Source organism: Burkholderia sp. Ax-1724 (assembly GCF_011752995.1).
Classification (GTDB): Bacteria; Pseudomonadota; Gammaproteobacteria; order Burkholderiales; family Burkholderiaceae; genus Paraburkholderia.
In genome coordinates, this window is record NZ_VWWL01000011.1 from 172311 (window position 1) to 197071 (window position 24761).

Here is a 24761-nt window from a genome sequence, read left to right on the forward strand (position 1 = left end):
GTCCGCCGCTTAGGTCGACCGCTTACTTGCTCAGCGCCCAGACGTTGGTCTGGTTCGCGTCAGGACCCGCCTGGCGCGAAGCCAGCGAGGTGCCCGTCACGTCGACCGGGTTCAGCTTCTGCGTGTAGGTCGCCGGCGTGATGTACGCGTGGTTCATCGGACGGACCGAGTCGAAGTGCGTATCCGCGCTGCCCGCGAGTTCCGGCAGGTTCAGCACGTTCGCGGCGATGAACGACTCGGTGTACTTCGCGCGAGCAAGGTACGTTTGCGGCTGTGCCGGGTCGCCGATCTGGAACATGTCCTGCATCGTACGCACGAACGAGAAGTGGCTGTACTCGTCGCTGTCGACCACACCCGCGCTCGCCTGGTTCGTTGCTACGCCGAACACCGAGTTGCCGTGACCATGGTTGCCCTGGTTGTACAGCGTCGTCGTGACCGGCGAGTACTTGCCGTTCGAGAACGTGAGCGGTGCCTGGTTGACGTTCGACGTCACCGGGTTCCAGCCGCAGCACGAGGTCGAGCTGCCTTCGCCTTCGTCGAACATCACGACGATCGCGACCTTGCGCTTCTTGTTGGTCCACAGCGGCGAAGCCTGGATCTTCGTCACGACCTGACGCACGTAGTCGTCGCCGCGCTGCACGATGGCGGTGCTGCCGCTCGAGCAGGACGGATCGGAGCCGGTGCCGTGCATGTCGTCGCACTGGTCGGGCATGATGAAGTTCAGGTTGCCCACGTCGCCGTTCGCGAGGTCGGTGCTGAACTGGTCGTAGTTGTAGTTCGTCGGGATCGAATAGTCCTTCGACGTAGCCAGGGCGGACGCCGGGTACTGCGTGCCGAAGATCGTGCGGTTGTCGGCGAAGAACTCCGGCAGATTACGCGCCAGCTGATACGGCATTGCCGGGCTGTGCTTGGTCTTGTACAGCGCGCCAGGCATCGGGTAGGCCGTGCCGTTCGCGCCCGGGCCCGTGTAGGCGGCCGAGATCGTCGGTTCGGCGATGCTGTCCGAACGCGGGTCCTGACCCGGGTTCATCGACTCGCTGTAGGTACGCCACGTCATGCCCGCTTGCGACAGCAGCGTGAAGAGGTTCGGCGCCGCGACGTTGTGGTTCGCGGAAGAACCGACCGTCGTACAGGCCGCGCTCGTCAGGCCCGTCAGATGGTTCGTGTCTTGCGGCGGCAGTGCGGTCGTCGCGACGAGCGGCTGGCCGTCCGAAGCGGTGCCGCCGGCGAAGGCCGCGTCGGTCGGTGCGTTCGCGCCGCTCGTGCCCGCGCCGCAGCCCCACCAGTTGTCGTCGACGATACCCCAGTCGTCCGCGCCGCCGAGTGCCGTGTAGTTCGGCTCGCTCGGGTTGCCGGTCGCGTAGTAGGTCGTGAACTGGTTGTTGCTGGTCAGGAACTGGTTGATGAACGGTGCGTTCGTCGAACCGAAAATGCCCGGCGTGCCCGGCGTCGGGCCCACGCTGTGGTTTTCGAGCATGATCACGAACACGTTGTCGTAGCGCGGCACGCCTTCGACGTTGAACGCGGCCTGCTGCGCCTGTGCGTACGTGATCTTCGCCTGCGTCTGCGACGACTTCACGGCCGTTGCCTGGATCACGCCCGAGGTGCCGATGAGCGACGGATCGCCGCCCGTCATCGCGAGGTTGTCCGGATACATGTCGCCGCGATCGAGCTTGGTCGTCGCGTACGTGTAGCGGTTTTCGAGCTGGTTGTCTTCGAACAGCAGCGCTTGCTGTTCGGCGCCCGAGAGCGTGTTCACGTCGCCGAGCGCGTCGGTCGCGCTCACCGTCACCGACGATGCGCCGAGGGCCGGGCCGCTCAGGCGCGTTGCGAGGTTGGCCTTCTCGGTGGCGTAGCTGCTGCCGTTCGCTTCGACGAGACGCTGCACTTCGCTCGACATCGGGCTGATGACGACGTTAGCCGCGCCCTGGTCGGCGATCTGCGCGGCCGAAGCACGCAGGATCAGGTGGCTCGGCACGGCCGCGCCGCTTGCCGTGTTGGTTGCCTTGGTGCTGATGTCGGCGATCAACTGGCCGGTCGCCGAGGTCTTCAGCGTGAAGTGGCCCTTGCTGTCGGTCGTCGTGCTCGTTTCCGACGCATCGCACACGCCATTGCCGTTCGCGTCGACGCAAACCGTCGCGCCCGCGTAGTAGCCGGCGGCGATCGTCGGGTTACCCGATGCGTTGCCCGGCTTGAAAGCCGCGGCGGTCACGACGCCCGAGAACGTCGTGGTTTGCGTCGGGGTCGGGCTGTTGCCGCCGCCGTTGCTTGCCGTCGACGGATTGTCGTTGCCGCCGCAAGCTGCCAGCACGCAGGCCGCCGCGATCGAGGTTAAAAGAAGGGTAGTACGTGGTGTTGAACTGACCGGCATTATGGGACCCCTGGTGGTTTGCATGTACAACTTTTTTCCGCCCAAACGGAACAAATCCGTATTTTTCTAACGCAGCGGGATTATCGAGTCCGTATGTTCTTTTTTTATGACAGGGAACCTTTAAGAAATTTTACTTTCAATTTACTTAAATTACCTTTCAAATTTAAACTTTATTGTAATAAACAGGAGCGACGCTCGCACCGGGGCCGAATCGCCGTAGGGTTGTGCACGTACGGCGGGCGCCGAGGACGATGAGTGCGCAAATGCGTGAATACATGCTTCGAATCACCAATATTTAGGATTCGATGCGCCAGATTCCGCTTTTCGCGGAGATTTGCTGTTCTGTTCGCTGCTCTGCCGGTTGCGTTGCTTGCCGCCCTGTTCGCCACTTTGTTTATTCCCCTGCTTACGCAGAACTGTCGTTCCTGTTCAGGTTCGTGCAAGCGCGCAGTAATTTATATTCGCGGCGATTTGTTATCGGGTTCGCTCACGGCTGCCATTCTTTTTTAATACCGCCGAAGTGTTATTCAGTACGGCACGGTTGCGCGGGCCCGCCCCGGATGGCCCTCGGCTTCAATCATATTCGCCGTTTCTTTTCTGATTTTTTATTTGTATTTCTCTTTGCAGCGGATTCAACGGGATTAATTCGTATTGCTGTACAGGATCACTAAACAGATCAAACCGGCCTATCTCAATTAGCTATGCAGATTGAGTAATTTGCCTGCTCAGGATAAAAATTAGTCCAATTCCTATAGACGGTGGGATAGGTGCTTTCGATACTGTGGGCTCGACCCATCACTCGATGCACGCATGTCCAAACCACCGTGGGACCGCACTTTAGCTATCTTCTGTGACACGCTGCCGACCTGGGGCAATGAGCCGCTGCTCGCGCCGTTGCGTCTGCACGGCACCGAAGCCCTGGGCAGGCTCTACCGGTACGCGCTCGACGTGGCGACGATCGAAAGACCGACGCTTCCGCTATGGCAGGCGCGGCAACAGGTCGTGCCCGATCGCCTGATCGGCCAGGTGATCGACGTGTCGATTGCCTGCGGCGGCGACGCGGCAACCGCCGCCACCGGCAGCCGCACGATCTCTGGCCTCATCACTGGCGTCAGGCAGATGGGTAGCGACGACCGGCACGCCTATTACCGCTTCATCGTGCGCCCGTGGCTGTGGCTCGCCACGAAGAACCGCGAGAGCCGGATCTTCCAGGACATGAGCGTCGTGGATATCACCTCTGCGATACTCAAGGCGCGCTATCCCTATCCTGTCGTGATGGAACTCGGTGGCCCCGGCACGGAACGCAGCTACCCGAAGCGCGACTATGTCCGCCAGATGTGGGAATCCGACTTCGCATTTCTCACGCGCCTCTGGCGGGAATGGGGCCTCTACTATCTGTTCGACGGCCTGACGCTGGTGCTCTGCGATTCCCCCGGCTCGCACAAGCGGCACGACGACGCGTACCGGCGCATCCGCTATCGCGCGCCCGAGAGCCGGCGGGTCGATGAAGAGCATATCCACCGGCTCAAGGTCTCGCGCCGGATCACGGCGGGCAAGGTCAGCCTGACCGATTACGACTACACGCGCCCCGGCGCTCGGTTCGAGGGCGGATACGCGAGCTACAGCGAAAGCGCCTGCGACAGCATCGAACAGCACGGCTGGGGCGACTACGCGCAGCCGCTCGCCGGGGAGTCCGGACTATCCGGTGAACGGAACCGTCACGAGGATGAAGCGCGATACCTCGCGAGCGTGCGCGTCGATGCCATGCGCCGCCACGGCCTGCGCCTGAAGGGCCGGGGCAATCTGCGCGGGCTCATCACCGGGAAGACGTTCTGGCTCGACGACCATCCGCAGCAGGACGTGAACGCGGAATACCTGGTGGTGTCGACCACGCTCGATATCCGCAATGCGCAGCAGGATTCGCAGTCTTCCGGTGAGGGAGAGAACGATGAACCGCGCCAGTGCGTGAGCGACTTCGTGCTGCAACCCGCGAATACGTTCTTCAGGAACCGTCCGAAGAAAAAGCCGCACTGCGCCAGCGAAACCGCCATCGTGGTGAGTCCGGAGAACCAGCCGCTCTGGGTCGACGGCTACGCGCGCGTCAAGGTCCACTTCATGTGGGACCGTCTCAGCCCGAAGGACGCCAGCGCCAGTTGCTGGGTGCGCGTGTCCTCGCCGTGGCAAGGCAATGGTTTCGGTGCGATCCACCTGCCCCGTACCGGTCAGGAAGTCACGGTCGGCTACCACGAGGGCGACCCGGACAAACCGTACGTATCGGGCCGCATGGTCAACGGCTGGAACCCGCCGCCGTGGAAGCTGCCGGCCAACCAGGCGCTCTCGGGCACGCTCAGCCGCGATCTCGAAGGCGGCGCCACCGGCCAGTCCAATCACGTCGTGCTCGACGACACGCCGGGCCAGCTCCAGGCGCAACTCGCCAGCGATCACGCGCAGTCGCGTCTCGTGCTCGGCTACAACACGCGCATCGTGCGCGAGGCAGGCCGCCAGCAGGCGCGCGGCATCGGCTGGGAACTCGCGACCGACGCATGGGGTGTCGCGCGGGCCAACCGGGGCCTGCTGATCACCACCGAGGCGCGCAGCGGTGCGAACGCACCGGCGAAGGACATGGGCGAGACGGTGGCCCGGCTCGCGCAGGCGCGCGATATCCACGAGAACCTGGCGGGTCTCGCCCGGCAGTACGAGGTGCAGGAGCCGCAGGCCAGCCAGGGCGAGGTGTCGAAAGCGATCAGGATGCAGAACGAGGCGATCCGCGGTGGCGTAGCGCGCGGGGCGGATGCGGAGCAGCCGTTTCCGCAACTGGCGAGGCCGGACATGGTGCTGGCCAGCGCCGCGGGTATCAGTCTCGCGGCCGCGGAAAGCACCCACGTGGCGAGTGGCGAACATCTCGCGCTCACGGCCGGCGGACACGTCAGCATCGCCGCGGCGAGATCGCTGCTGGCGTCGGCGGTCAATGGCGTGCGGGTGTTCGCGCAGAACCTCGGCATCCGGCTCAAGGCAGCGTCCGGCAAGGTGCAGATCGAGGCGCAACACGATGACATCGAGGTCATTGCGCAGCGCGTGGTGAACATCATCAGCCGGGCGGAATCGATCAATCTGATTGCCGGAAAGGAGATCGTGTTCCATGCGGCCGGCACGAAGGTCGTGATCAATGCGCAGGGGTACAGCGTCTACACCGACGGCGGGCATCGGGTTCATGCGGCGAGTTATCTGAACGATACGCCGGTGGCGGTGCCGTTTGTCGTGCCGATGACGGATATCGGGCAGGCGAAGGTGGCGGAGCATTTCAAGCTTGTGGAACAGGTTTCGGGGTGGGTGATGACGAACCAGCGTTACCGGATCGAGCTTGCAGACGGACAGGTGATCGAAGGGATCAGTAATGGACGCGGCGAAACATCCGTTGCGATGAGCGACAGCGTGCGGATTGCATCCGTCAGCCTGCTACGCGCGTGTGGCGCGGTCGCCTCGACGCATCGGTCGATATTGGTCCGGGATGCCGGAACGAAATCCGATTTATAGGAGAAAGCCAGGAATGCCCGCTAGACGCACACACAAAGTCGGCAACCATATCGTGGAGATCAATCAGCCAGGCCTCACCAGCGCCGGCAGAATCCCGACCTACGCACTCTGCTCGGCCGAGCGCTGGGGGATGCGCTTTTCTGATCTGGATCCGGAGCGCAAGGGGAAGCTTATGTTTCCGGTTGCCAGGGATTACGCGTTTGCGGTGGAGTTACTGTTCGAGAAGATCCAGTGGGGGAATACTTTCTTTGGTAAGGGGGTGCCGGAGAAGGTGCTCAGGTGGCCGGTTGACGATGATGGACAAAAATATCTACTCAGTCTGATAAAGCCGCTTATCGTCAAGGCAATGACGGATCAATCGCAAGACGGCGGTATTCCCGCTCAGGCCGTTCCCTCGCAGATAAAACTCGATGTGTCGGCGGGTTCGGCACCCGAGCAGGGCTTTTTTGATTCCGCGAACTGGAGCCTGCTCCTGCATCTCAATGATCTCAAAGACCTCATTCTTATGAGCCGGTTAGCGGACGAGGATGCGGGTCAACGCTATCTGCGCTTCAGAACGCTCAAGGCATTTGTCGATACGATTTACCACGAGTCGCGACATTGCCAGCAATGGTTCTGGAGCTACGCGATGGCGCAGCAACATCCGGATAATTTCCCTGATACACGGATCGATCAGTGGCCGGGTGCTGTAGTCGCAGATAGCGATGATGGACTTGTCGCAGTTGAGCTCGCCAGAAAAACCACCATACCTGACGATCCCTTGATGCTGGCGAGTATCAAACGTATAGCCATCGCGCAGTATGTCTGGGTACTCAATCTCTGGCGTACTGGCAGGGTTAGGCCGCCAGGCCATCTGTCCAGCACGCAGTCACTGGAAAGTGAATTCGAAAAGGTCAGGGAACTGGCAGTCGATCTTCTACAGAAATCAGGTTACGGCGGCACTCCGATCATGATCGACAGCATGGTGGCCGAGCCTAACAGATGCTCAGAGGACTACCGCGGCCGTCCCTGGGAAAACGATGCCTTTTATTGTGGAGATATGGCAGGTGCCTATTTCATGCAAGCCGGTCACTATGGGATTTATACGCATGCGGAAGATGAGTGCAGTGCTCCTTATGCCTTTGCTCATGAGCATCCCGATTCTTCGGGCACAGAGCAGCCCATTGCCAGTCAAGGAGAGTGACATGCAGGACATTCCGAAACCCATGTCCGTGCAGGAGCAGGCGCAACTGTTTCCCTTCTTCGAAGCCGGGCTGGCCTGGGCTACAGGTACGCTTTCATTCGACGATATAGTCCGTCGATTCGGAAAGCCAGTGTCATATAGCTCGCCTGAAGACATCATTGTTGAATATACATACTTCCTTCAGAAGAACGTGACGGTTGATTTCCGGTTCGACAAACTACTACTTGTTGACGGAAAGCCGAGTGTCAAAACAGTCATGATTGATATTGACAGCCTGATGACGACCGACATTCCGAAGGAGGGCTATGAGGCCAGGCTGAACCTGCATCGCGTAGTCAGAGGAGAGTCGATTGATGGTGTGCGTAACGAGCAAGGCTCCTACTTTTCGCCTCGGGGCGTGATCATTGGGGGGGACCCCGATATTGTCGATTTTGTCTATCGTCAACTGCTACCACCCGATTCCCCATACGACGTGTATGTCACGGTGACGTATAAAGGGAAATACGGGCACGACGGTCCCGAATTCCGAAGCCTGCAAAATCCGCGCGATCTGCGCAGTATTGCAATTGATCGGGTCTATCTGAGGCCCGAGGAACTGGAACAACGCCGCCTCGCCAAGCGCCAGAAATACGGCATGATGAACCTGCGCACCGGCATGGTGTGCCCTGAAACAGGCCTATGGGAAAGCTGGATGCAAGCGGGAATAGTTGGCAAGGCCGTGGTACGCGCTGGCGACAGGTTCAAGCCATATCTGCGACTCGACATGCCGCCTGCTGACGTGCGCTGGATGTGGGCCGGTGAGTATCGCCCGGAGCGATTGGCTTGATCCGATCCATAAATTGCAGTGTGTCCAATTGCCGTAGGGATATAGTCCGTGCCTATTTTATGCAAGCCAGTCACTAGGGGTTTTACACGCATGCGGAAGACGAGTGCAGCGCTCCTTATGCTTTTGCTCATGAGCACCCCGCCCCTTCGAGCACAGACCGGTCCACTGACAACGGAGCACAGTGAAATGCAGGATATTTCGAAACTCATGTCTGTGCAGGAACAGGAGCGACTTTTCGTCTTCTTCGAGCCGGACTGGCCCTGGCAATGGGTACGCTTTCATTCGACGATGTAGTCCGTAGATTCGGAAAACCGCAGAAATACGATAATCCTGACGTTAATACTGTCGACTATAGCTATTTTTTCGGAAACAACGCATCGATCAAATTCATGTTCGACAGGTTCTACCCCCTAGACGAACAACACAGCGTCAGGAGTTGGAACCGTCACCCAATCGGGCGCGGTTCAGCCCCTACGTTGGCCATCTTGCTAACGTCTTCCAACACGCGCTCCATCAACGCAACGCCATCGTCCGAGCGGTACGCGTCCCCACCGCCCACCTTGCTTTGCGGCTCATTCTTGAAGTGGCACGCTTCCGGACGGGTCGCGGTTTCCGAGCGGTAGTGCACATGCAGTGGCACTGTCGTGACAGTCTTGATGCGCGGCTTGTCTTCCCCGGGATCGAGGTAGGCAATACGCTGCGCGTCCCTTAGCGTGATCACGTATTCGTCGAGGAAGTCGCCGTGTGGATGGGGCTCGCCGTTCGGCGCGATCCCCGCCAGTCGCTTTCGGCGGATCGTTTGGCTCACTGATACGAGGCTATTGCGATCATGTTTCTGGAGCCACTGGAACAGTTCGCGCGAAGGCTTCTGCGCGAACAGCTTCAGATTGCGGCGCTTTTGCTGGACGGCGGCCTCGTTGCGCAATGCGGCGATACCTCCCGACAACTTGTTGACATCCTGCGTCAACGCTATGCGAACAGGCAGCGCCATACGCTTTGCATCGAGGGCCGCTTGCCCATTCTCATCCGGATCGGTGAGCGTTTCGATTAGCTTATCGATCGTGGCGATCCGGGCGAGCACATCCTGACGCCCTTTGTCGAGCGCGTCTGCCGCGCGCATGAATTTGCCGTAGATGCCGAAGCCACTCAGCAGCTTCAGGCCGCTCGCATCAGCCTCGGTGCGCGCGAGATTTGCAAGCGAAGCAGCATACTGTCGTACCCTTTTGACGTCGAATGGAGTCGCGCACAGTTGAATCAGCGACTCCTTCGCCGCAGCAAGCTCCTGCTCGCGGGCAACCTCCCGTGCCGCCTGGTTTCGCTTGCTCTCGGCGATTGCCTGCTGCTGGCGCACAGTCTTCTTGCCCTTGCCCTTGCCCTTGCCTTTGCCTTTGCCGCTATTCGCGGCGATCCGGCTCGACGGCTCGTCGTCCCAGTCGATCTCCGGGATTTTCACCTCAGGAGGCGCGGGCACCGCCAAGCCCTTTAGATACTTCGCCGTGTAATCGTGCACCGCAACTTCGCTGGGGGTAACAAGTGCCGCGGTGACCATGCGCGCATACTTGGGGTCTCTAGCCAGCGACGTCCTCATCGCGTTGGCAGTGGCGATGTTCCACTGCAGATTCCGCCGGACGCGCGATACTGCGACCTGTAGCTGCTCATACGCGGCGTCAACTTCGTTGCTGCTAGCAGATCGAGGGCTATCGCTTTTCATGCTGTTGCGCAGCCACTCCAGGTCGGTTTCGATTTCGCCGCAGTGTAGTGCGACCGCGTCGAGCACGGGTTGGCGCATCGCGTCTTCGCGGCGACAGTATGCTAAAGGATCGCTATCTGGAAATGCCGTGAGGCAATGTGAAACGTTATGGAGCAACTCGACGCTGATGCGAACCATCGTGCTGACTGATACCTCGTCAAACTGTGCGGTCACTGCGGGGTCAGCGGTGTTCGCAATCCTCTCGCCTTGATTCCTGTACCGGAGAGACTTACGAATATTGTCGAACAGAATGACAGCTTTGGTGTCGATGGGCATACCCGCATTGATCAGATGGCGGTGTTCGTCCAGTACTATAGAATCGAAGATGCCGGGCTTACCGCGTAGTCCATCGATCCACCGGAGATTTTCGTCCATGGACTTTGCAAAGGTGGCGTACTGGCTGCCGACATTGGACGATTCCCGCAACAGGGCAGCAAACCTGTCATCGTACCCACCGCCTATGTTCCCTGTACGTCGATCTTCGGCTCGGGTCGTTCTATTGATCACCTCGCCCAATTGACCGAATCTGCCAAGTAGCTCACTGACGCACGTAGAGACTAACGTCTTGCCCACTGTATCAGCCATTCTCCCCAAGTACAGCAGTTCCTTTATATGGCTGTCCCGCGTTTTCTTGAGAGCCCATTTCCAGGTCTCATCCAGGGAATTACCGTCAATCTTCACGTCTCGCAACGATGGCATGTCCCGGTCAATGCCCGCGAGTATCGTATCGAAGCATGCACGGCTCCTGGCTATCTTCCCGGAGATATCCTTAATATTTTTCTCGAAAAATTTCTGCGTTTCAGGCTCATTAGGATTAAGAACGAGGGATACCCCCCCTGCCATTTTCCGGAGATAAGGGTTGAACTTATTTAGCACGTCCCCGAGATCTTTCACAAGATCGGACGCACTCTGGCATTCGCGATTGAGGTCCTCCAGCTCCTCGCTAAAGCGCTTTAACAGACCGGCGGATGATCGCTCGTTCGTATTGGACTTGAGGTTCTTCTTTGCCTCCCCCATAGCGATTTTTAGCGTATCTGCCAGCTTTTTAAGCGTTCTGATCAACGGCTCACTGTGGTCGGCAACTTGTGTTATGCCTGTCCGAGTTCTCGGATAAGCGACCAGTGCCCGGGTGTAATCCTCAACGCCTTGATGGACCAGTTTCATCATGAACTGCTGGCGCGATACTTCCGGTGACGCCGCGGCCCCGACTTCCCTAAGATTGGAGCGGCGAATTGGCTGTGCCATGTTGCCTTGAGCGCTCGACACGGGTCGAGACAGCGGAGAAAGCCCTTGAAGCGAAGGTGTGCGGGCAGGCGATGCCGCTTGAGTAGGCGACGGTGTGTCGATTGCCTGTTGCCGAATTGCCTGTTGCTGACTCTGAAAAGGTTCGCTGCGTCCCGTGCGCGAGATATGGCTGCTCACTCAGTACTCCCGTTGTAAGACGTGATACCTTGGAGTCTGAATACATGGCGCCGTCAAGTAGCCGTGGATGCGAATCTGCAGCGCTTATTGCGAACATAGAACGGGTTTTTCATCCAGTACCGCTCATAGCCTGTTGACGCAGACAGGAAAAACTACATGAACGAAGCGAATCCCGAAGCTGTTCGGGGAGAAACCGCGCCGCCCATCGCGAGTCTCTTTGCGTATCGCATAGCAGTCGGAATAGCACAAGGAATACTGCTGTACATCCTTCTGGAAATAGCGGGAGGCCCATCTTCGGTCATCCCCCATGCGGTTTTCTTTCCGTCCCTCCTGGTCCTCCTCTACGTCGCACCCGTACAGTCAGCACATTGGCATTCGCCGCCGGTTTGCATATCACCAACGTAAGAAACAATTTCATTTGTGGCACACGTAAGCTGCTGCTCACGTTGATGTCGTGGCTACTGCCATTGCTCGGCAGACTCGACATCGGGCCGGACTGCACGAGTGTCCGCGATGCGCTGTCTCAGGGGAGTTATCGGCTGGTGGAAGCGCGTCTACTCGACATCGAAATCGGCGGGACGCGGTTGCAAGTGGGGGCGATAGCGGAACGCGTTGTTACGTGTCGACGTTAAAAGGCATGGGTGTACTTGCCGCGGCTCGCACACCCATCACGCTGAGCCTCAACTCTCCCGACACCCCCGCGCACCACCCGTCTTCGCATACACGGAACGCACTTGCGGCGCACGCGTAACCAGCCATATCCCGCTGCAAACGAGAACGAGCGCAAGCAGATTCTTCAACTCCATGATGTTCTCGTTCAAACATATCGCGGACAACGCAGTACCGAACACCGGCACGAGGAAGTTGAACACGGTCACTCTGCCGACCTGGTTGTATTTGAGCAGCAAACTCCACAACGAAAAAGCCACCGAGGAGAGAAGCGCCAGGTAGCCGAGCAGCGCCGCCGATTCCACCGTGAATCCGCTCAGCGTACCGCCTGTCGCATAACCTGCCACGACGAGCACGACGCCGCCAAACCCGAGCTGGTAGCCCGTCATGACCATGACGTCCATGCCCTGCGAAATACGCTTGCCGTAGATCGACGCGGCCGACAGCACGAATGCGGCGATCACGATAAAGCCTTCGCCGAGCAGCGTAAACGCAAACTCGAACGAGCTATCGCTGAAATTGACCACCATGACGCCCACGAATCCCAACAGGCACCCAACCGCCTTGCGCGGCGAGATCTTGTCGTTCTTATAGATAAAGTGAGCGAGCAGCACGCTGAAGAAGGTCGTCGTCGAATTCAGGATCGAGCCGCGCACTCCAGTGGTGTATGCAAGGCCGATATAGAAGAACACATATTGAATGGCCGTTTGCGTAACGCCCAGCAGCATCAACTGTCCCGCGTTGCGGCGGGTCAAATTGAAAAGCGACTTCTTCGATAGTGCAGCGAGAATCAGCAGAAACAGTCCCGCAAGAACGAACCGGTAGCCAGCGAAAACCAGTTTCGACGGAATGTCGCCTTGCGTAATGCCGAGCAGCGAATAGCCGATTTTGATTGCCGGATACGAGCTGCCCCACAGCAGGCAGCATACGGTCGCGAGGATAACGAGTACTTTGGGTTGCGTAAAGAAACGCGCGGAATCGCGCGGTTGGATGGTCTCAATGGGCGTGGTCATATTTCAAATAACACTGTTATTACGCAACGCATGGGCTAGCCACCGGCGTGCCTGTCTTATTGCCTTGTCGTTTTATCGCGTCGCTGCGAAATGCCGTGGCAACCCCTGCCGTGACAAACCCCGCTCGCAGCCATAGCGAAACCGCTCGCTGCCGCCACATCGCAGCGGGCAGGCGAATCGATCGTTGCATTCGAGAAGACCGCGGAAGATGCGAAGCAGTGCATGACACCCGGCACTGCGCAATTGGCTTACGGCAGTTTCATGTAAGCGACATGAAATTATAATATGAACGGTCGAACACTGCCGCACTACTCCCCAATCATCTCCGGTACTTTCTCCTTCAACGCATCGATGGCAACCCGCGTTTTCGCCCGCAAATGACGCGCTTTCGGCCAAATCGCATAGACCTCCTGAGAGCGGACCCGATAGTTATCGAGAACCGGCACCAGCGCCCCGCTTTTCGCGTAACGCGTCAACAGCCAGCACGGTAGCCACGCCAGTCCGTAGCCGTCGATTGCCGCCGCCGCAATCGCCTGAATGTCGTCCATGCTGACACGCGAGCGGATACGTACCGGCTGCGCGCTGCCGTCCGCGTCTTTTGCGTTCCATGGAGCAACTGCGCCGGCACGCGAGAGCGCAATGCCGACGTGGTTCTCCAGTTGCTCGATACAGGTTGGCGTTCCGTAGCGCTCGAGATACGCGGGCGACGCGCCGATCACAACGTGCTGCGTACCGAGCCGCCGCGCCGCGAGTGTGCTGCTGTCGCGCAACTCGCCTATTCGCACGGCAAGATCGAAGCCTTCTTCGATGAGATCCGTGAAGCGATCGGTAAACGAAAGATCGATCTGCAACTTCGGATACTGCCGCACGAGATCGAGCAGAATCGGCGCGACGCAAAAATGCCCGAACGCTTCGGGCACGCTCACTCGCAACCTGCCGGCAGGCTCAGCCCGGCCATGATCGAGCGCGGCCTCGGCAACATCGAGTTCCGCGAGTGCCCGCACGCATCCCTCGTAATAGGCCTGCCCTTCAGCCGTGAGAGTCTGACTGCGCGTGCTGCGATGAAGCAGCCGCACACCGAGCCGCGCTTCCAGCCGGCTAATCGCCTTACCGACCGCCGAGCGCGTGAGGTTCATGCGCTCGGCCGCCAGCGCAAAGCTGCCGGCTTCGACCACCTGCACGAACGTCGCCACGCCGTCCAGATTATCTGTCATTGGATGCCCCTTCATTGGTTCCAAACAGGAATCTATCATGGGAATTTAATGGACCAATAAGGGAATCTTATTCCCCTAAACTGGATTGGGTCGTTCACCGCCATGCCATCGCAATGGCGCGCCACCCTTTGGAGTCAAACATGCAGGTATGCGACCTCGAACCGCAAGCAGCCACGAAGCAATGCCTTCCGTCCGATGCTCGACGAAATATCCTCGCGCTATTCGCCGTGTGTCTCGCGGCGATGATGTTCGGCCTCGAAATTTCGAGCGTGCCGGCCATATTGCCGACACTGGAAGGCGTGCTGCACGCCGATTTCAAGCAGATGCAGTGGATCATGAACGCGTACACCATCGCGTGTACGACCGTACTCATGGCAACCGGAACGCTCGCGGATCGCTTCGGCCGCAAGCGCATGTTCATTGTCTCGATCGTGTTGTTCGGCATCGCCTCGCTGTGGTGCGGACTCGCATCGAGTGCGCCCGTGCTGATCGCGAGCCGTTTTCTGCAGGGCGCCAGCGGCGGCGCGATGCTCATCTGTCTCGTCGCCGTGCTGTCGCATCAGTTTCCGCAAGGCGCCGAACGCGCCCGGGCATTCAGCGCGTGGGGCATCATCCTCGGTATCGGTTTGGGCTTCGGGCCGTTGATCGGCAGCGCGATCGTCGCACTATCGAGTTGGCAATGGGTCTTCTGGGTTCACGTGCTCATTTCCATCGTGACGTTGGTACTCGCGGTACCCGGCGTGCGCGAGTCGCGCGACCCGCACGCGAGCAAGCTCGACGTCGCCGGCATGGTGACGTTGTCGGGCGCCGTATTCGGCTTCGTTTCGTTTATTACGCAGGGGGCCGATATCGGCTTCACGAGTCGCTCGGGCATCGCGATTTTCGTCGCGAGTACTGCGAGTCTCGTGGCGTTCTTCGTGGCGGAAATGCGCAGTGCGCATCCGATGTTCGATTTCTCCGTGTTCCGAATCCGCAATTTCTCGGGTGCGCTGCTCGGCTCGGTCGGCATGAACTTCAGCTTCTGGCCGTTCATCATCTATCTGCCGATCTATTTCCAGCATGCACTGGGCGCAAGCCCCATGGTGGCGGGACTGTTTCTATTGGCCTATACATTGCCGACTCTCGTATTCCCGCCGATAGGCGAGCGTCTGGCATTGCGCTATTCGCCGGCTATTGTCATTCCCGCAGGCCTGTTCACGATCGGACTCGGGTTCTTTCTGATGCGTATGGGCAGTGCTTTCGATCACACGAGCGCGCTCGCGATTCTTCCGGGCTGCTTCGTTGCCGGCGCGGGACTCGGCATCACCAATACGCCGGTCACCAATACGACGACCGGTTCGGCTTCGGGCACGCGCGCCGGCATGGCATCGGGCATCGACATGAGCGCCCGCATGATTACGCTCGCCATCAACATCGCGATGATGGGGCTCCTTCTCGTCAAGGGCGTTGCGCATCGTCTGCAAGATGCGCTGCCCGCGGCGCCGCTCGACATCTCGTGGGACGCCATGGCAAACCGCATCGCCATCGGCGACCTGCATCCCGCGGCGGCGGCGCAATGGCCGGCTTTGTCCAGCGACGGATTTGCGGCCATCAGCCGCGGCGCGCTCGTCCATGGCTTCGAGTGGCTCATGCTCTATGGCGGCATCGCGGTCTGCACTCTCGCCGTCGTGAGTTACCTGATCTTTTCGGGCGGAAAAGTCACGCACGTGAAGCGAGAAACGATCGCGGACCCACGCTGACTCATATGGCAAGCATCGCACCGAAAGAACTGCGCGTCACGACTGGGACCATCTATCGGCAGACCCGCTCGGGATGCCGGACGACACAAGGGTTTTCGACACGTACAGCGCCGCTTTTGGCACAATCGATTCACCACGGCGAATTGATCCGCACTGGATTCGCCATCGGCACATCGCCAAAGTCGTGTTGCTGGAGTTCAAACCACCATGAAGTCCCTTTGCTTCGCAGCAGTTCTTTTCGTACTCACTGCCGGTTGCACCTCGACGTCGTCGTCCGCGAGCGATCAGGCTGGGTGGTCGAGCCCGGCCCATGCGAATAGCTACATCCTGCACACGCCCGAGGGCGCCAGGCCCGGCGATGGCGCCTCGCGACCGCCGAGACTCACGGTCGGCACCAGCTATTCCGACACCCAATTGATCCTGCCGTGGTTCCTCAACGACATCATCGACTTTGTGAACTATCGCTAGATCGCGGGTGACTGGCGGCTGCACGCCCCAGAGAGGCATTCAACCAAACAGGCGCCGCGAAGACTCTTCCGCGACGCCCTTTATCTACGTTCAGAGTGCCGGCACCGCCGGCGCCGCATTCCCGGCCTCGGCCACACGCGTCGACGTGCTGCGCGGACCGGCAATGCCGAAGTGGCTCGCAAGCATATCGACAACGTTATCCGCCATGCCCGTGCGCGTTTCTTCGGTAGCCGAACCGATATGCGGCGTGAGCACGACACGCGGATCGTCGATCAGCGCACGAGGCACATGCGGTTCGTGCTCGAACACGTCGAGCGCCGCGCCCGCGATCCGCTTGTCCGCGAGCGCCGCGATCAGTGCCGCCTCGTCGACCACCGGCCCGCGCGCGATGTTGACGAGAAAGCCCTGCGGCCCCAGCGCGTCGATCACTCGCGCGTCGACCAGATGATGCGTTTGCGGCGAGAGCGGACAGGTCAGGATAAGCATGTCGCTATCCGCCGCGAGGCGCGCCACGTCGTCGTAATACGGCAGATCGACCGGCTTGCGGTTCGGGCCATAGTACGCAAGCCGTGAACCGAATGCCTGCAGGCGCTTCGCAATCGCCGCGCCGATCGTGCCGAGCCCGACGATGCCGATCCTCATGCGCGAGATCGAGCGGCCGAGAGGCAGCGCGCCCTGCTCGGGCCATTGGCCGGAACGAACGTAGGCATCCGCCTGCACGAGATCGCGCGTGACGGCGAGCGCGAGACCGATCGCGGTATTGGCAACGTCCTCGGCCAGGACGCGCGACGCGTTCTCGATGCGAATGCCGCGCACCTGCGCGCTTTGAACGTCGAGATTGTCGAGCCCGGCGCTATAGCTCGCGATGATCTCCAGCGCGGGCAGTGCAGCGAGAAACGCCGCGTCGATCTTCGTCTTGCGCAGCGCAATGCCGCGAATCGAGGCGCCGTGTCGCGCGAGCAGCGCGGCGGCTTCGTCCGCTTGCTGCGGCAGGTCCAGCACGGTAAAGAGCGAGGCGAGTTCCGCCTGGGTGCGCGCCGGCAACTCGGCGGCATTGAGAATGATGGGTTTCGACATGATGGATCAATCCGTTATACGTTGCGATGCGCGTGCGTTTCGCCGCGCTCAGTTCACCTTCACGCGCTCGATGCGGCCCATGAACACGAGATACACCACGGCGGCGATCAGGCAGTGTGCCGCAACAAAATAAAGTCCGGCGGTATAGCCGCCGGTGGCCTGCACGATATAGCCGAACACGATCGGCGTGACGATACCGCCGATATTGCCGACGCAGTTGAAGATCGCACCCGCGAGACCCACGGCCTCGCGCGGCGCCGTATCGCTGACGATGGCCCACGTGCCCGCGCCCGCCGCCGCGCCCTTGCCGAAGAACGCGAGCGTCATCAGCAGAACGATGGCGGTATTGCTTTCCGTAAACGCCGAGAACACGATGCAGCAGCCGACCGCCATGCCGACGATATACGGCGTCTTGCGCGCCCACGACACGCTCCAGCCCTTGCGGATCAGCCAGTCCGAAATTACGCCGCCCGCAATGCCGCCGAGAAAACCCGACACGGCCGGCAGCATCGTCGCGAGCCCCGCCTGCATGACGTTCATGCCACGCGCCTGCACCAGATAGATCGGAAACCAGGTGATGAAGAAATAGCTCAGCGCAATCACGCAATACTGGCCGATGTACGAGCACCAGAGCATGCGATTGCCGAGCAGCATGCGCAGCGCCTTGCCCGACATCACGGGACGCGAAAGACGCTCGTGGGCCGAGTCGATGTCGATCATCGCGCCTCCCGCGACGAGCCGGTCGAGTTCGGCTTGCGATACGCGCGGGTGCTTGCCCGGTTCGTGCATCACGACGGCCCACACCCCGGCGGACGCGATGCCGATCAACCCGAGCGCGAAGAACGGCGCGGGCCAGCCGAACTTCGCGGTAAGCCAGCCGGCCAGCGGCGAGAAAATCGCTACTGCGAAATACGATGCGGACGCAAACAGCGAGGTAGCCAGCCCGCGTTCTTCTTTCGGAAACCACATGACCGCCACGCGGCTATTGGCCGGAAAACTGGGCGCCTCGATCAGCCCGAGTGCGAAGCGCAGCGCGAACAGCAAGCCGAGTGCGACCGAGAGGTCCGTGGTCACATGGCCAATCAAGCCGACGAGTATCGTCGCGATGGACCAGAGAACAAGCGTGGCGCCATACATGGTCTTGGTGCCGAGGCGATCGAGCAGCAAGCCGCCGGGAATCTGCCCGACCACATAGGCCCAGCTGAACGCCGACAGCACATAGCCGAGCTGCACATGGTCGAGCCCGAACTCTTTGGCGATGCCCGGGCCGGCGATCGAGAGGATCGCGCGATCGGCATAAGCGACCGTCGCGAGCAGCAGAATCACCGCCAGAATCGTGAAGCGGGTGCGCGTGACGCGAACCGCGTCCGTCGCGGCATAGCCACCCGTCCTTTGCGTGAACATCGTTGTCTCCTGTTGGCGCGGCCGCGCCGCCACGACGGCTCGGGGGCGGCGGCGCGCTATGATTGCCGGTATCCGCGCTCGTGCGCGACGGGCGCATGCGAACGTGTGGAGCGAATTTGACGCACGCTGCCACCGGGCGTCAATCTTGATTGAGACAATCAACGTGCAAAGCTGGATGACTCAGGAGGAGGCCTGCCGCGCGCTGGGTGTGCGCAAGCAGACCCTGTATGCGTATGTCAGCCGCGGGCGCATCGAAGTGCGCTGGGACCCGGAGCATGTGAGCCGCAAGCTCTATAGCGCGTCGGATGTCGCCGCGCTGATGAAGAAACGCAATCTCGGGCGTGCCCACAAGAATATTGCCGCGAGCACGATGGCGTGGGGCGAGCCCATCATCAACACGCGCATTTCCACGATCGAGCGCGGGCGGCTCTATTACCGCGGCACCGATGCGCTCGAACTCGCCGCGCGGGCCACGCTCGAAGACGCCGCGCAATGCCTGTGGGACTGCGAGCACTCGCCGCTTTTTCCGACGCTGCGCGACGCGCTGCCGGCTACGCCGGACACCACGCCACTCGCGCGAGCGTATGTATCGATCTCGCTCGCGGCCGCCAACCCGGGTTCGAATCTCACGACGGATCCGCGGCGTCTGCACGACGAAGCGGCCAGCCTGGTGGGCCGGCTCGCCAGCAGCTTCGTCGCGCTGAACGGCGACGGTCCCCTGCATCTGCGCATCGCGCGTGCGTGGCGCTGCGAAGCGCAGGCGGATCTGCTGCGCCGCGCGCTGGTGTGGCTGGCGGACCAGGAGCTGACGACCTCGGCGTTTGCCGCGCGCGTGACCGCATCGACGGGCGCATCGCTCGGCGCCTGCATGCTGGCGGGCCTGGCCGCGTTGTCGGGACCGCTGCATGGCGGCGCCCCGGCCCGCGTGCAGGCATTGCTCGGCGAAGTGCGCGAACACGGTGTCGCCACGGCCGTCGAGCACTGGAGGGCCACTCACGGCCCGCTGCCCGGCTTCGGTCACGAGCTGTATCCGCAGGGCGATCCGCGTGCGGCGGACCTGCTGGCCGCGTTCGACGCCCCCGACGATGTGCGCGAACTGACCGCATACGTGCATCGGACGAGCAGCCTCGCGCCGACGATCGACATCGCGCTCACCGCGCTGGCCAGGTACTGCGGCTTGCCGGACGACTCGGTGTTCTCGATGTTCGCGATCGGCCGCAGCGTGGGCTGGATGGCGCATGCCATCGAGCAGATCGCCGACGGGACGCTGCTTCGGCCACGGGCCCATTACGTCGGTCTGCTCAAGTGAGGGGCTTCGTTTCGCCCATTGTCTCCACGAACTGGATTGCGGCGGGGTCGATCAATGCGCCGCATAAGCGGCCGTCGACTGCGCGGCGCAAACACGGGTCAACTGGGTCCGGTCAACCATCGAAGCATGCTTTGCCGGCACTGCGGCGGCACCGGCGCCGCGAAATCGCTGCTTCGCCTATACTGTTGCAAGCGCTTCAGGAAATCGATCCATTCGATGTTTTCCATTGTTCCTGGTATCGAGCAGTCATGTCGCCGCAGCCGCCAGTCATCACGATCTCGATCGATTCGATGGTGCATGCTGGTTGCATCAATTCGTTCGCGTCGATTCCGGTCACGCGGCGTCTCCCGCATCTGTCCCGCGACGGAATCGCATAGGGCGGACGCGGCTGAACGGGGCGGCGGCTCTGCCAGGTACAAACGAAACGCTCTGCACGACGCACCTCGTCTCAAGGTGAATAAGAGCACCAGTCACGATAATTGCTCGATTCACGATCAAGCCGATGACGATCGGCTGCGTCGACATTCCAGTCCAATCGTGGAGGCACGAATCATGAACAAGGCAATCAGCATGTCAATCGCGGCCGTCGCCGCACTTGCGCTGTCGGGCGGCGCATACGCACAGAGCCACAACACGCTCGCCACCCCCTCGGTCGTATCGCCGGCCGCCCCGCAGCAGACGAGCGGCTACGGCACGCCCGGCGCCACTGGCTCGGACAGCGGCATGGGCACCGGCTCGCAGAACTCGAACGTGCAGAAGAGCATGAGCAGCACGACGTCCGGCGGCAACGCGTACGGGAGCCACAACACGCTGGCGACCCCGTCCGTCGCGTCGCCGGCCGGCCAGTAACAGTTATCGCGAATGACAGCGAGGCGCGCATAGGCGCAAGGCGAGCACGCGCTTCGAGCTGAACCGCACCCCGAAGGCTGGACATAGGTCCGGCTTTCGGGGTGTTTGTCTTTCAGGTCCTTGCCCTTCTCCTCGAAATTTACTTGACATCTAAACTATCAAAACCTAAATTAATCTCACCGCAGAGTCCATTTTTTGGGGAACCAGCATGCGCATCGTCTGTATCGGTGGCGGCCCGGCCGGGTTGTACTTCGGTCTATTGATGAAAAAACGCAACCCGGGCTATGACGTCACGGTCGTCGAGCGCAACCGCCCCTACGATACGTTCGGCTGGGGCGTCGTATTCTCCGACCAGACGCTCGGCAATCTGCGCGCGGCCGACGCCCCGAGCGCCGAGGCGATTCTCGACGCGTTCAATCACTGGGACGACATCGAAATTCATTTCCGCGGCCGGACGGTTCGCTCGTCGGGTCACGGCTTCTGCGGCATCGGCCGCAAACGTCTGCTCAATATCCTGCAAGCGCGCTGCGAAGAACTCGGCGTGAAGCTCGTGTTCGAAACGCAGGTCATGGACGACACCGCCTACGACGCCGACCTCGTCATCGCATGCGACGGCCTGAACAGCATGGTCCGGCAAAAGTACGCGGCCACTTACGAGCCCGACATCGACGTGCGCGACTGCCGCTTCGTTTGGCTCGGCACGAAAAAGCTCTTCGACGCCTTCACGTTCGCGTTCGAAGAAACCGAATTCGGCTGGTTTCAGGCCCACGCCTATCGCTTCGACGATCAAACCTCGACCTTCATCGTCGAGACGCCCGAGCGCGTATGGCGCGCCGCCGGTCTCGACGACATGAGCAAGGAAGACAGCATCGCATTCTGCGAGAAGCTGTTCGCGAAGTACCTCGACGGCCATGCGCTGATGTCGAACGCCGCGCACTTGCGCGGCTCGTCGCAATGGATTCGCTTCCCGCGCGTCGTCAACAAGGAGTGGGTGCACTGGCGCGCGAACGCGAACGGCACGCAAACCCCGGTCGTGCTGATGGGCGACGCCGCGCACACCGCACACTTCTCGATCGGCTCGGGCACCAAGCTCGCGCTCGAAGACGCCATCGAGCTCGCCAACAGCATGAGCGCGCATCCCGGCGACCTCGCCGCTGCGCTCGCGCACTACACCGAAGTGCGCAGCATCGACGTACTGCGGATTCAGAACGCCGCGCGCAATTCGACGGAGTGGTTCGAACACGTCGACCGCTATACGTCGTTCGAGCCGGAACAGTTCGCGTATTCGCTGCTCACGCGCTCGCAGCGCATCTCGCACGAGAACCTGCGCGAGCGCGACGCGCACTATCTGTCGGGCTTCGAAGACTGGCTCGCGCAGCGTTCCGGCATCGAGCACGCGCCGGAAAAGCACTCCATTCCGCCGATGTTCACGCCGTTCACGGTGCGCGGCGTCACGCTGAAAAACCGCGTCGTAGTCTCGCCGATGGCGCAGTACTCGGCCGTCGACGGCGTGCCCGGCGACTATCACCTCATGCATCTCGGCGCGCGCGCGATGGGCGGCGCCGCGCTCGTCATGACGGAAATGACCTGCGTGTCGCCCGAAGCGCGTATCACGCCCGCATGCCCCGGCATGTACGCGCCCGCGCATCTGGCCGCATGGAAGCGCATCGTCGATCTTGTGCATAGCCAGTCCGATGCGAAGATCGGCATTCAACTCGGCCACTCGGGCGCAAAAGGTTCGACGCGCGTTGCGTGGGAAGGCATCGATCAGCCGCTCGCCGAAGGCAACTGGCCGCTTATCTCGGCATCGCCGCAACAGTACTTGCGCGGCATCAGCCAGCATTCGCGCGAAGCCACGCGTGAGGAACTGCGCGAGATCGAGGCGCAATTCGTCGAGGCAACGCGCATGTCGGTCGAAGCCGGCTTCGACTGGCTCGAACTGCACTGCGCGCACGGCTATTTCCTGTCGAGCTTCCTGTCGCCGCTCACAAATCGGCGCACCGACGAATACGGCGGTTCGCTCGAAAACCGTCTGCGTTATCCGCTGCGTGTGTTCAAGGCGATACGCGCGATATGGCCGCAAGAAAAGCCGATTTCGGTGCGTATTTCCGCGCACGACTGGGTCGAAGGCGGCAATACGCCCGACGACGCCGTGAAGATCGCCGAGGCCTTCAAGGCAGCGGGCGCGGACATGATCGACGTCTCGTCGGGCCAGGTCAGCAAGGAAGAAAAGCCCGTGTATGGCCGCATGTTCCAGACGCCGTTCGCCGATCGCGTGCGCAACGAGGCCGGCATCGCGACGATCGCGGTCGGCGCGATCTCGGAAGCGGACCACGTGAACAGCATCATCGCGGCGGGCCGCGCGGACCTCTGCGCGATCGCGCGTCCGCATCTCGCGAATCCGGCGTGGACGCTGAACGAAGCCGCGAAGATCGGCTATCTCGACGTCGCGTGGCCGAAGCCCTACACGGCAGCCAAGGTCCAGCTCGAACGCAATCTCGAACGCGAACGCGCGCAGGCCATCGCGAACGCGGGCCTCACCGCACAACAACGCGCCCAGCGCGCGGAAGGAACGACGTGAACACGCCAACCTCATGGCTCACTGGACAGCATGCCGTCGTCACGGGCGGCGGCAGCGGCATCGGCGCGGCGGTCGCCGAGGCGCTGCTACGCGCGGGCGCGCGCGTCACGCTGATGGGCCGCAACGCGCAACGGCTCGAAGCGCAGCGCGAACGATGCGCGGCACTCGGCAACGTGGCCTGTATCAGCGTGGACGTGACGCAGGAAGACTCGGTTGCGCGTGCGTTCCACGAAGCGGGCGCGGTCGATATGCTCGTCAACAACGCGGGGCAGGCGCAGGCCGCGCCGTTCGCGCATACCGACATGGCGCTCTGGCAGCGCATGCTCGACGTGAACCTCACCGGCGTTTTTCTCGGCACGCGTGCGGTGTTGCCGGGCATGCTCGAACGTGGGTACGGGCGCATCGTCAACGTCGCGAGTACCGCGGGGCAGATCGGCTATGCCTACGTGGCCGCGTATTGCGCGGCGAAACACGGCGTGATCGGCCTCACGCGCTCGCTCGCGCTCGAAGTCGCGACGCGCGGCATCACGGTCAATGCGGTGTGTCCCGGTTATACGGAAACCGAACTGCTGCACGCTTCGCTCGAACAGATTACGAGCAAAACTTCGCGCACCGAAGAGCAGGCACGCGAAGCGCTGCTGCGCTCGAACCCGCAGCGCCGCTTCGTCAGTCCCGAGCAGGTTGCCAACTCGGTGCTGTGGCTGTGCCAGCCCGGCTCGGACGCGATCACGGGCCAATCCATTTCGATCTCCGGCGGAGAAGTGATGTGAGCAAATCGACACACGCAGGCAAGCCCGCGGCGGCCACCGCCGCAGCCGTAGAAAAGAAGCCGTCGCGCAAAGGTGTCGCCCAACCCGCGGAGAACGTCGTGGACCTCGAAATGAGTACGGGCGCGGACAGCCACATGGGTCTGCGTCTCTGGCTGCGCATGCTGACCACGACGAATCTCGTGCAGGCCGAATTGCGCAAACGCCTGCGCAACGAATTCGACACGACGTTGCCGCGTTTCGATCTGATGGCGCAACTCGAACGCCATCCCGAAGGCCTGAAGATGACCGAACTGTCGCGCCGCATGATGGTGACGGGCGGCAACGTCACCGGCATTACCGATCAGCTCGAAAAAGAAGGGCTCGTCTTGCGCAGCGCCGATCCGAACGACCGCCGCTCGATCAGCGTGTGCCTCACGCCCGCCGGCCGCAAGGCGTTCGACCGCATGGCGGCCGCGCATGAGCAATGGGTCGTCGAAATGTTCGGTGGCCTGAGCATCGACGAAAAGATGCGCACGCATGACCGCCTCGGCAAACTGAAGCAACATCTGCTCGACAGTCTCAAGAACTGACCCATACCGACCC

17 protein-coding genes are annotated in these 24761 nt (G+C 61.3%); 10 read left to right on the top strand and 7 right to left on the bottom strand.

Annotated features, from left to right (window positions below):
- Positions 1-22 precede the first annotated feature (22 nt).
- Positions 23-2371, bottom strand: a complete 2349-nt coding sequence (locus F3J19_RS15480) for an alkaline phosphatase family protein (protein WP_167042785.1) — start codon at positions 2369-2371, stop codon at positions 23-25.
- A gap of 810 nt (positions 2372-3181) precedes the next feature.
- On the opposite strand from F3J19_RS15480, the gene tssI reads away from it, so the two are divergent.
- From tssI to F3J19_RS15495, 3 genes are read left to right on the top strand one after another with little or no spacing between them, the layout of a single operon-like run.
- On the top strand, positions 3182-5905 hold the full coding sequence (tssI, locus tag F3J19_RS15485; protein ID WP_167042787.1) for a type VI secretion system Vgr family protein: 2724 nt from the start codon (positions 3182-3184) through the stop codon (positions 5903-5905).
- Between the two features lie 52 nt (positions 5906-5957).
- Positions 5958-7088, top strand: a complete 1131-nt coding sequence (locus F3J19_RS15490) for a hypothetical protein (RefSeq protein WP_167042789.1) — start codon at positions 5958-5960, stop codon at positions 7086-7088.
- 1 nt (position 7089) lies between these two features.
- Complete coding sequence (locus tag F3J19_RS15495; protein ID WP_167042791.1) at positions 7090-7914, top strand: hypothetical protein; 825 nt, start codon at positions 7090-7092, stop codon at positions 7912-7914.
- A gap of 445 nt (positions 7915-8359) precedes the next feature.
- Here F3J19_RS15495 and F3J19_RS15500 read toward each other — a convergent pair whose 3' ends face one another.
- The 3 genes from F3J19_RS15500 to F3J19_RS15510 form a co-directional block, all read right to left on the bottom strand.
- Positions 8360-11086 (bottom strand): hypothetical protein, encoded by a 2727-nt coding sequence (locus F3J19_RS15500; protein ID WP_167042793.1) that lies wholly within the window; start codon positions 11084-11086, stop codon positions 8360-8362.
- A gap of 680 nt (positions 11087-11766) precedes the next feature.
- On the bottom strand, positions 11767-12768 hold the full coding sequence (locus F3J19_RS15505) for a DMT family transporter (protein ID WP_167042795.1): 1002 nt from the start codon (positions 12766-12768) through the stop codon (positions 11767-11769).
- 308 nt (positions 12769-13076) lie between these two features.
- Complete coding sequence (locus F3J19_RS15510; RefSeq protein ID WP_167042797.1) at positions 13077-13982, bottom strand: LysR family transcriptional regulator; 906 nt, start codon at positions 13980-13982, stop codon at positions 13077-13079.
- A 140-nt stretch (positions 13983-14122) separates the two neighbouring features.
- On the opposite strand from F3J19_RS15510, the gene F3J19_RS15515 reads away from it, so the two are divergent.
- Positions 14123-15721 carry an MFS transporter gene (locus tag F3J19_RS15515; RefSeq protein ID WP_167042799.1) on the top strand — a complete coding sequence of 533 codons (1599 nt, stop codon included), beginning with the start codon at positions 14123-14125 and terminating at the stop codon, positions 15719-15721.
- A gap of 207 nt (positions 15722-15928) precedes the next feature.
- Entirely contained in the window at positions 15929-16189 is a 261-nt protein-coding gene (locus F3J19_RS15520) for a hypothetical protein (RefSeq protein ID WP_167042801.1), read from the top strand.
- A gap of 90 nt (positions 16190-16279) precedes the next feature.
- Here the strand turns inward: F3J19_RS15520 and F3J19_RS15525 are convergent, their stop codons facing one another.
- On the bottom strand, positions 16280-17266 hold the full coding sequence (locus F3J19_RS15525; RefSeq protein WP_167042803.1) for a 2-hydroxyacid dehydrogenase: 987 nt from the start codon (positions 17264-17266) through the stop codon (positions 16280-16282).
- A gap of 48 nt (positions 17267-17314) precedes the next feature.
- Positions 17315-18670, bottom strand: coding sequence for an MFS transporter (locus tag F3J19_RS15530; RefSeq protein WP_167042805.1), 1356 nt, complete (start codon positions 18668-18670; stop codon positions 17315-17317).
- Positions 18671-18845: 175 nt separating this feature from the next.
- Here F3J19_RS15530 and F3J19_RS15535 point away from each other — a divergent pair, with 175 nt between their 5' ends.
- Positions 18846-19979 carry a citrate synthase family protein gene (locus F3J19_RS15535; protein ID WP_167042807.1) on the top strand — a complete coding sequence of 378 codons (1134 nt, stop codon included), beginning with the start codon at positions 18846-18848 and terminating at the stop codon, positions 19977-19979.
- A gap of 196 nt (positions 19980-20175) precedes the next feature.
- On the opposite strand, the gene F3J19_RS15540 is transcribed toward F3J19_RS15535, so the two are convergent.
- Positions 20176-20316 carry a hypothetical protein gene (locus tag F3J19_RS15540; protein WP_167042809.1) on the bottom strand — a complete coding sequence of 47 codons (141 nt, stop codon included), beginning with the start codon at positions 20314-20316 and terminating at the stop codon, positions 20176-20178.
- Positions 20317-20531: 215 nt separating this feature from the next.
- Here F3J19_RS15540 and F3J19_RS15545 point away from each other — a divergent pair, with 215 nt between their 5' ends.
- The 4 genes from F3J19_RS15545 to F3J19_RS15560 all read left to right on the top strand — a co-directional run bounded on the left by F3J19_RS15545 (position 20532) and on the right by F3J19_RS15560 (position 24748).
- Positions 20532-20828: a hypothetical protein gene (locus F3J19_RS15545; protein ID WP_167042811.1), complete on the top strand. Its 297-nt coding sequence runs from the start codon at positions 20532-20534 to the stop codon at positions 20826-20828.
- 208 nt (positions 20829-21036) lie between these two features.
- A complete protein-coding gene (locus tag F3J19_RS15550; RefSeq protein ID WP_167042813.1) occupies positions 21037-23409 on the top strand; it encodes a bifunctional salicylyl-CoA 5-hydroxylase/oxidoreductase in 2373 nt (790 codons plus the stop codon).
- A complete protein-coding gene (locus tag F3J19_RS15555) occupies positions 23406-24179 on the top strand; it encodes an SDR family NAD(P)-dependent oxidoreductase (RefSeq protein ID WP_167042815.1) in 774 nt (257 codons plus the stop codon). Before F3J19_RS15550 ends, F3J19_RS15555 begins: the two co-directional genes overlap by 4 nt.
- Positions 24176-24748, top strand: a complete 573-nt coding sequence (locus F3J19_RS15560) for a MarR family transcriptional regulator (RefSeq protein ID WP_167042817.1) — start codon at positions 24176-24178, stop codon at positions 24746-24748. Before F3J19_RS15555 ends, F3J19_RS15560 begins: the two co-directional genes overlap by 4 nt.
- Positions 24749-24761: the final 13 nt, after the last annotated feature.

Coding starts and splice junctions, on each gene's coding strand:
- F3J19_RS15505 (WP_167042795.1), bottom strand. CDS start 12,768: ATGACCACGCCCATTGAGACCATCCAACCGCGCGATTCCGCGCGTTTC.
- F3J19_RS15515 (WP_167042799.1), top strand. CDS start 14,123: ATGCAGGTATGCGACCTCGAACCGCAAGCAGCCACGAAGCAATGCCTT.
- F3J19_RS15510 (WP_167042797.1), bottom strand. CDS start 13,982: ATGACAGATAATCTGGACGGCGTGGCGACGTTCGTGCAGGTGGTCGAA.
- F3J19_RS15480 (WP_167042785.1), bottom strand. CDS start 2,371: ATGCCGGTCAGTTCAACACCACGTACTACCCTTCTTTTAACCTCGATC.
- F3J19_RS15550 (WP_167042813.1), top strand. CDS start 21,037: ATGCGCATCGTCTGTATCGGTGGCGGCCCGGCCGGGTTGTACTTCGGT.
- F3J19_RS15495 (WP_167042791.1), top strand. CDS start 7,090: ATGCAGGACATTCCGAAACCCATGTCCGTGCAGGAGCAGGCGCAACTG.
- F3J19_RS15530 (WP_167042805.1), bottom strand. CDS start 18,670: ATGTTCACGCAAAGGACGGGTGGCTATGCCGCGACGGACGCGGTTCGC.
- tssI (WP_167042787.1), top strand. CDS start 3,182: ATGTCCAAACCACCGTGGGACCGCACTTTAGCTATCTTCTGTGACACG.
- F3J19_RS15535 (WP_167042807.1), top strand. CDS start 18,846: ATGACTCAGGAGGAGGCCTGCCGCGCGCTGGGTGTGCGCAAGCAGACC.
- F3J19_RS15545 (WP_167042811.1), top strand. CDS start 20,532: ATGAACAAGGCAATCAGCATGTCAATCGCGGCCGTCGCCGCACTTGCG.
- F3J19_RS15520 (WP_167042801.1), top strand. CDS start 15,929: ATGAAGTCCCTTTGCTTCGCAGCAGTTCTTTTCGTACTCACTGCCGGT.
- F3J19_RS15525 (WP_167042803.1), bottom strand. CDS start 17,266: ATGTCGAAACCCATCATTCTCAATGCCGCCGAGTTGCCGGCGCGCACC.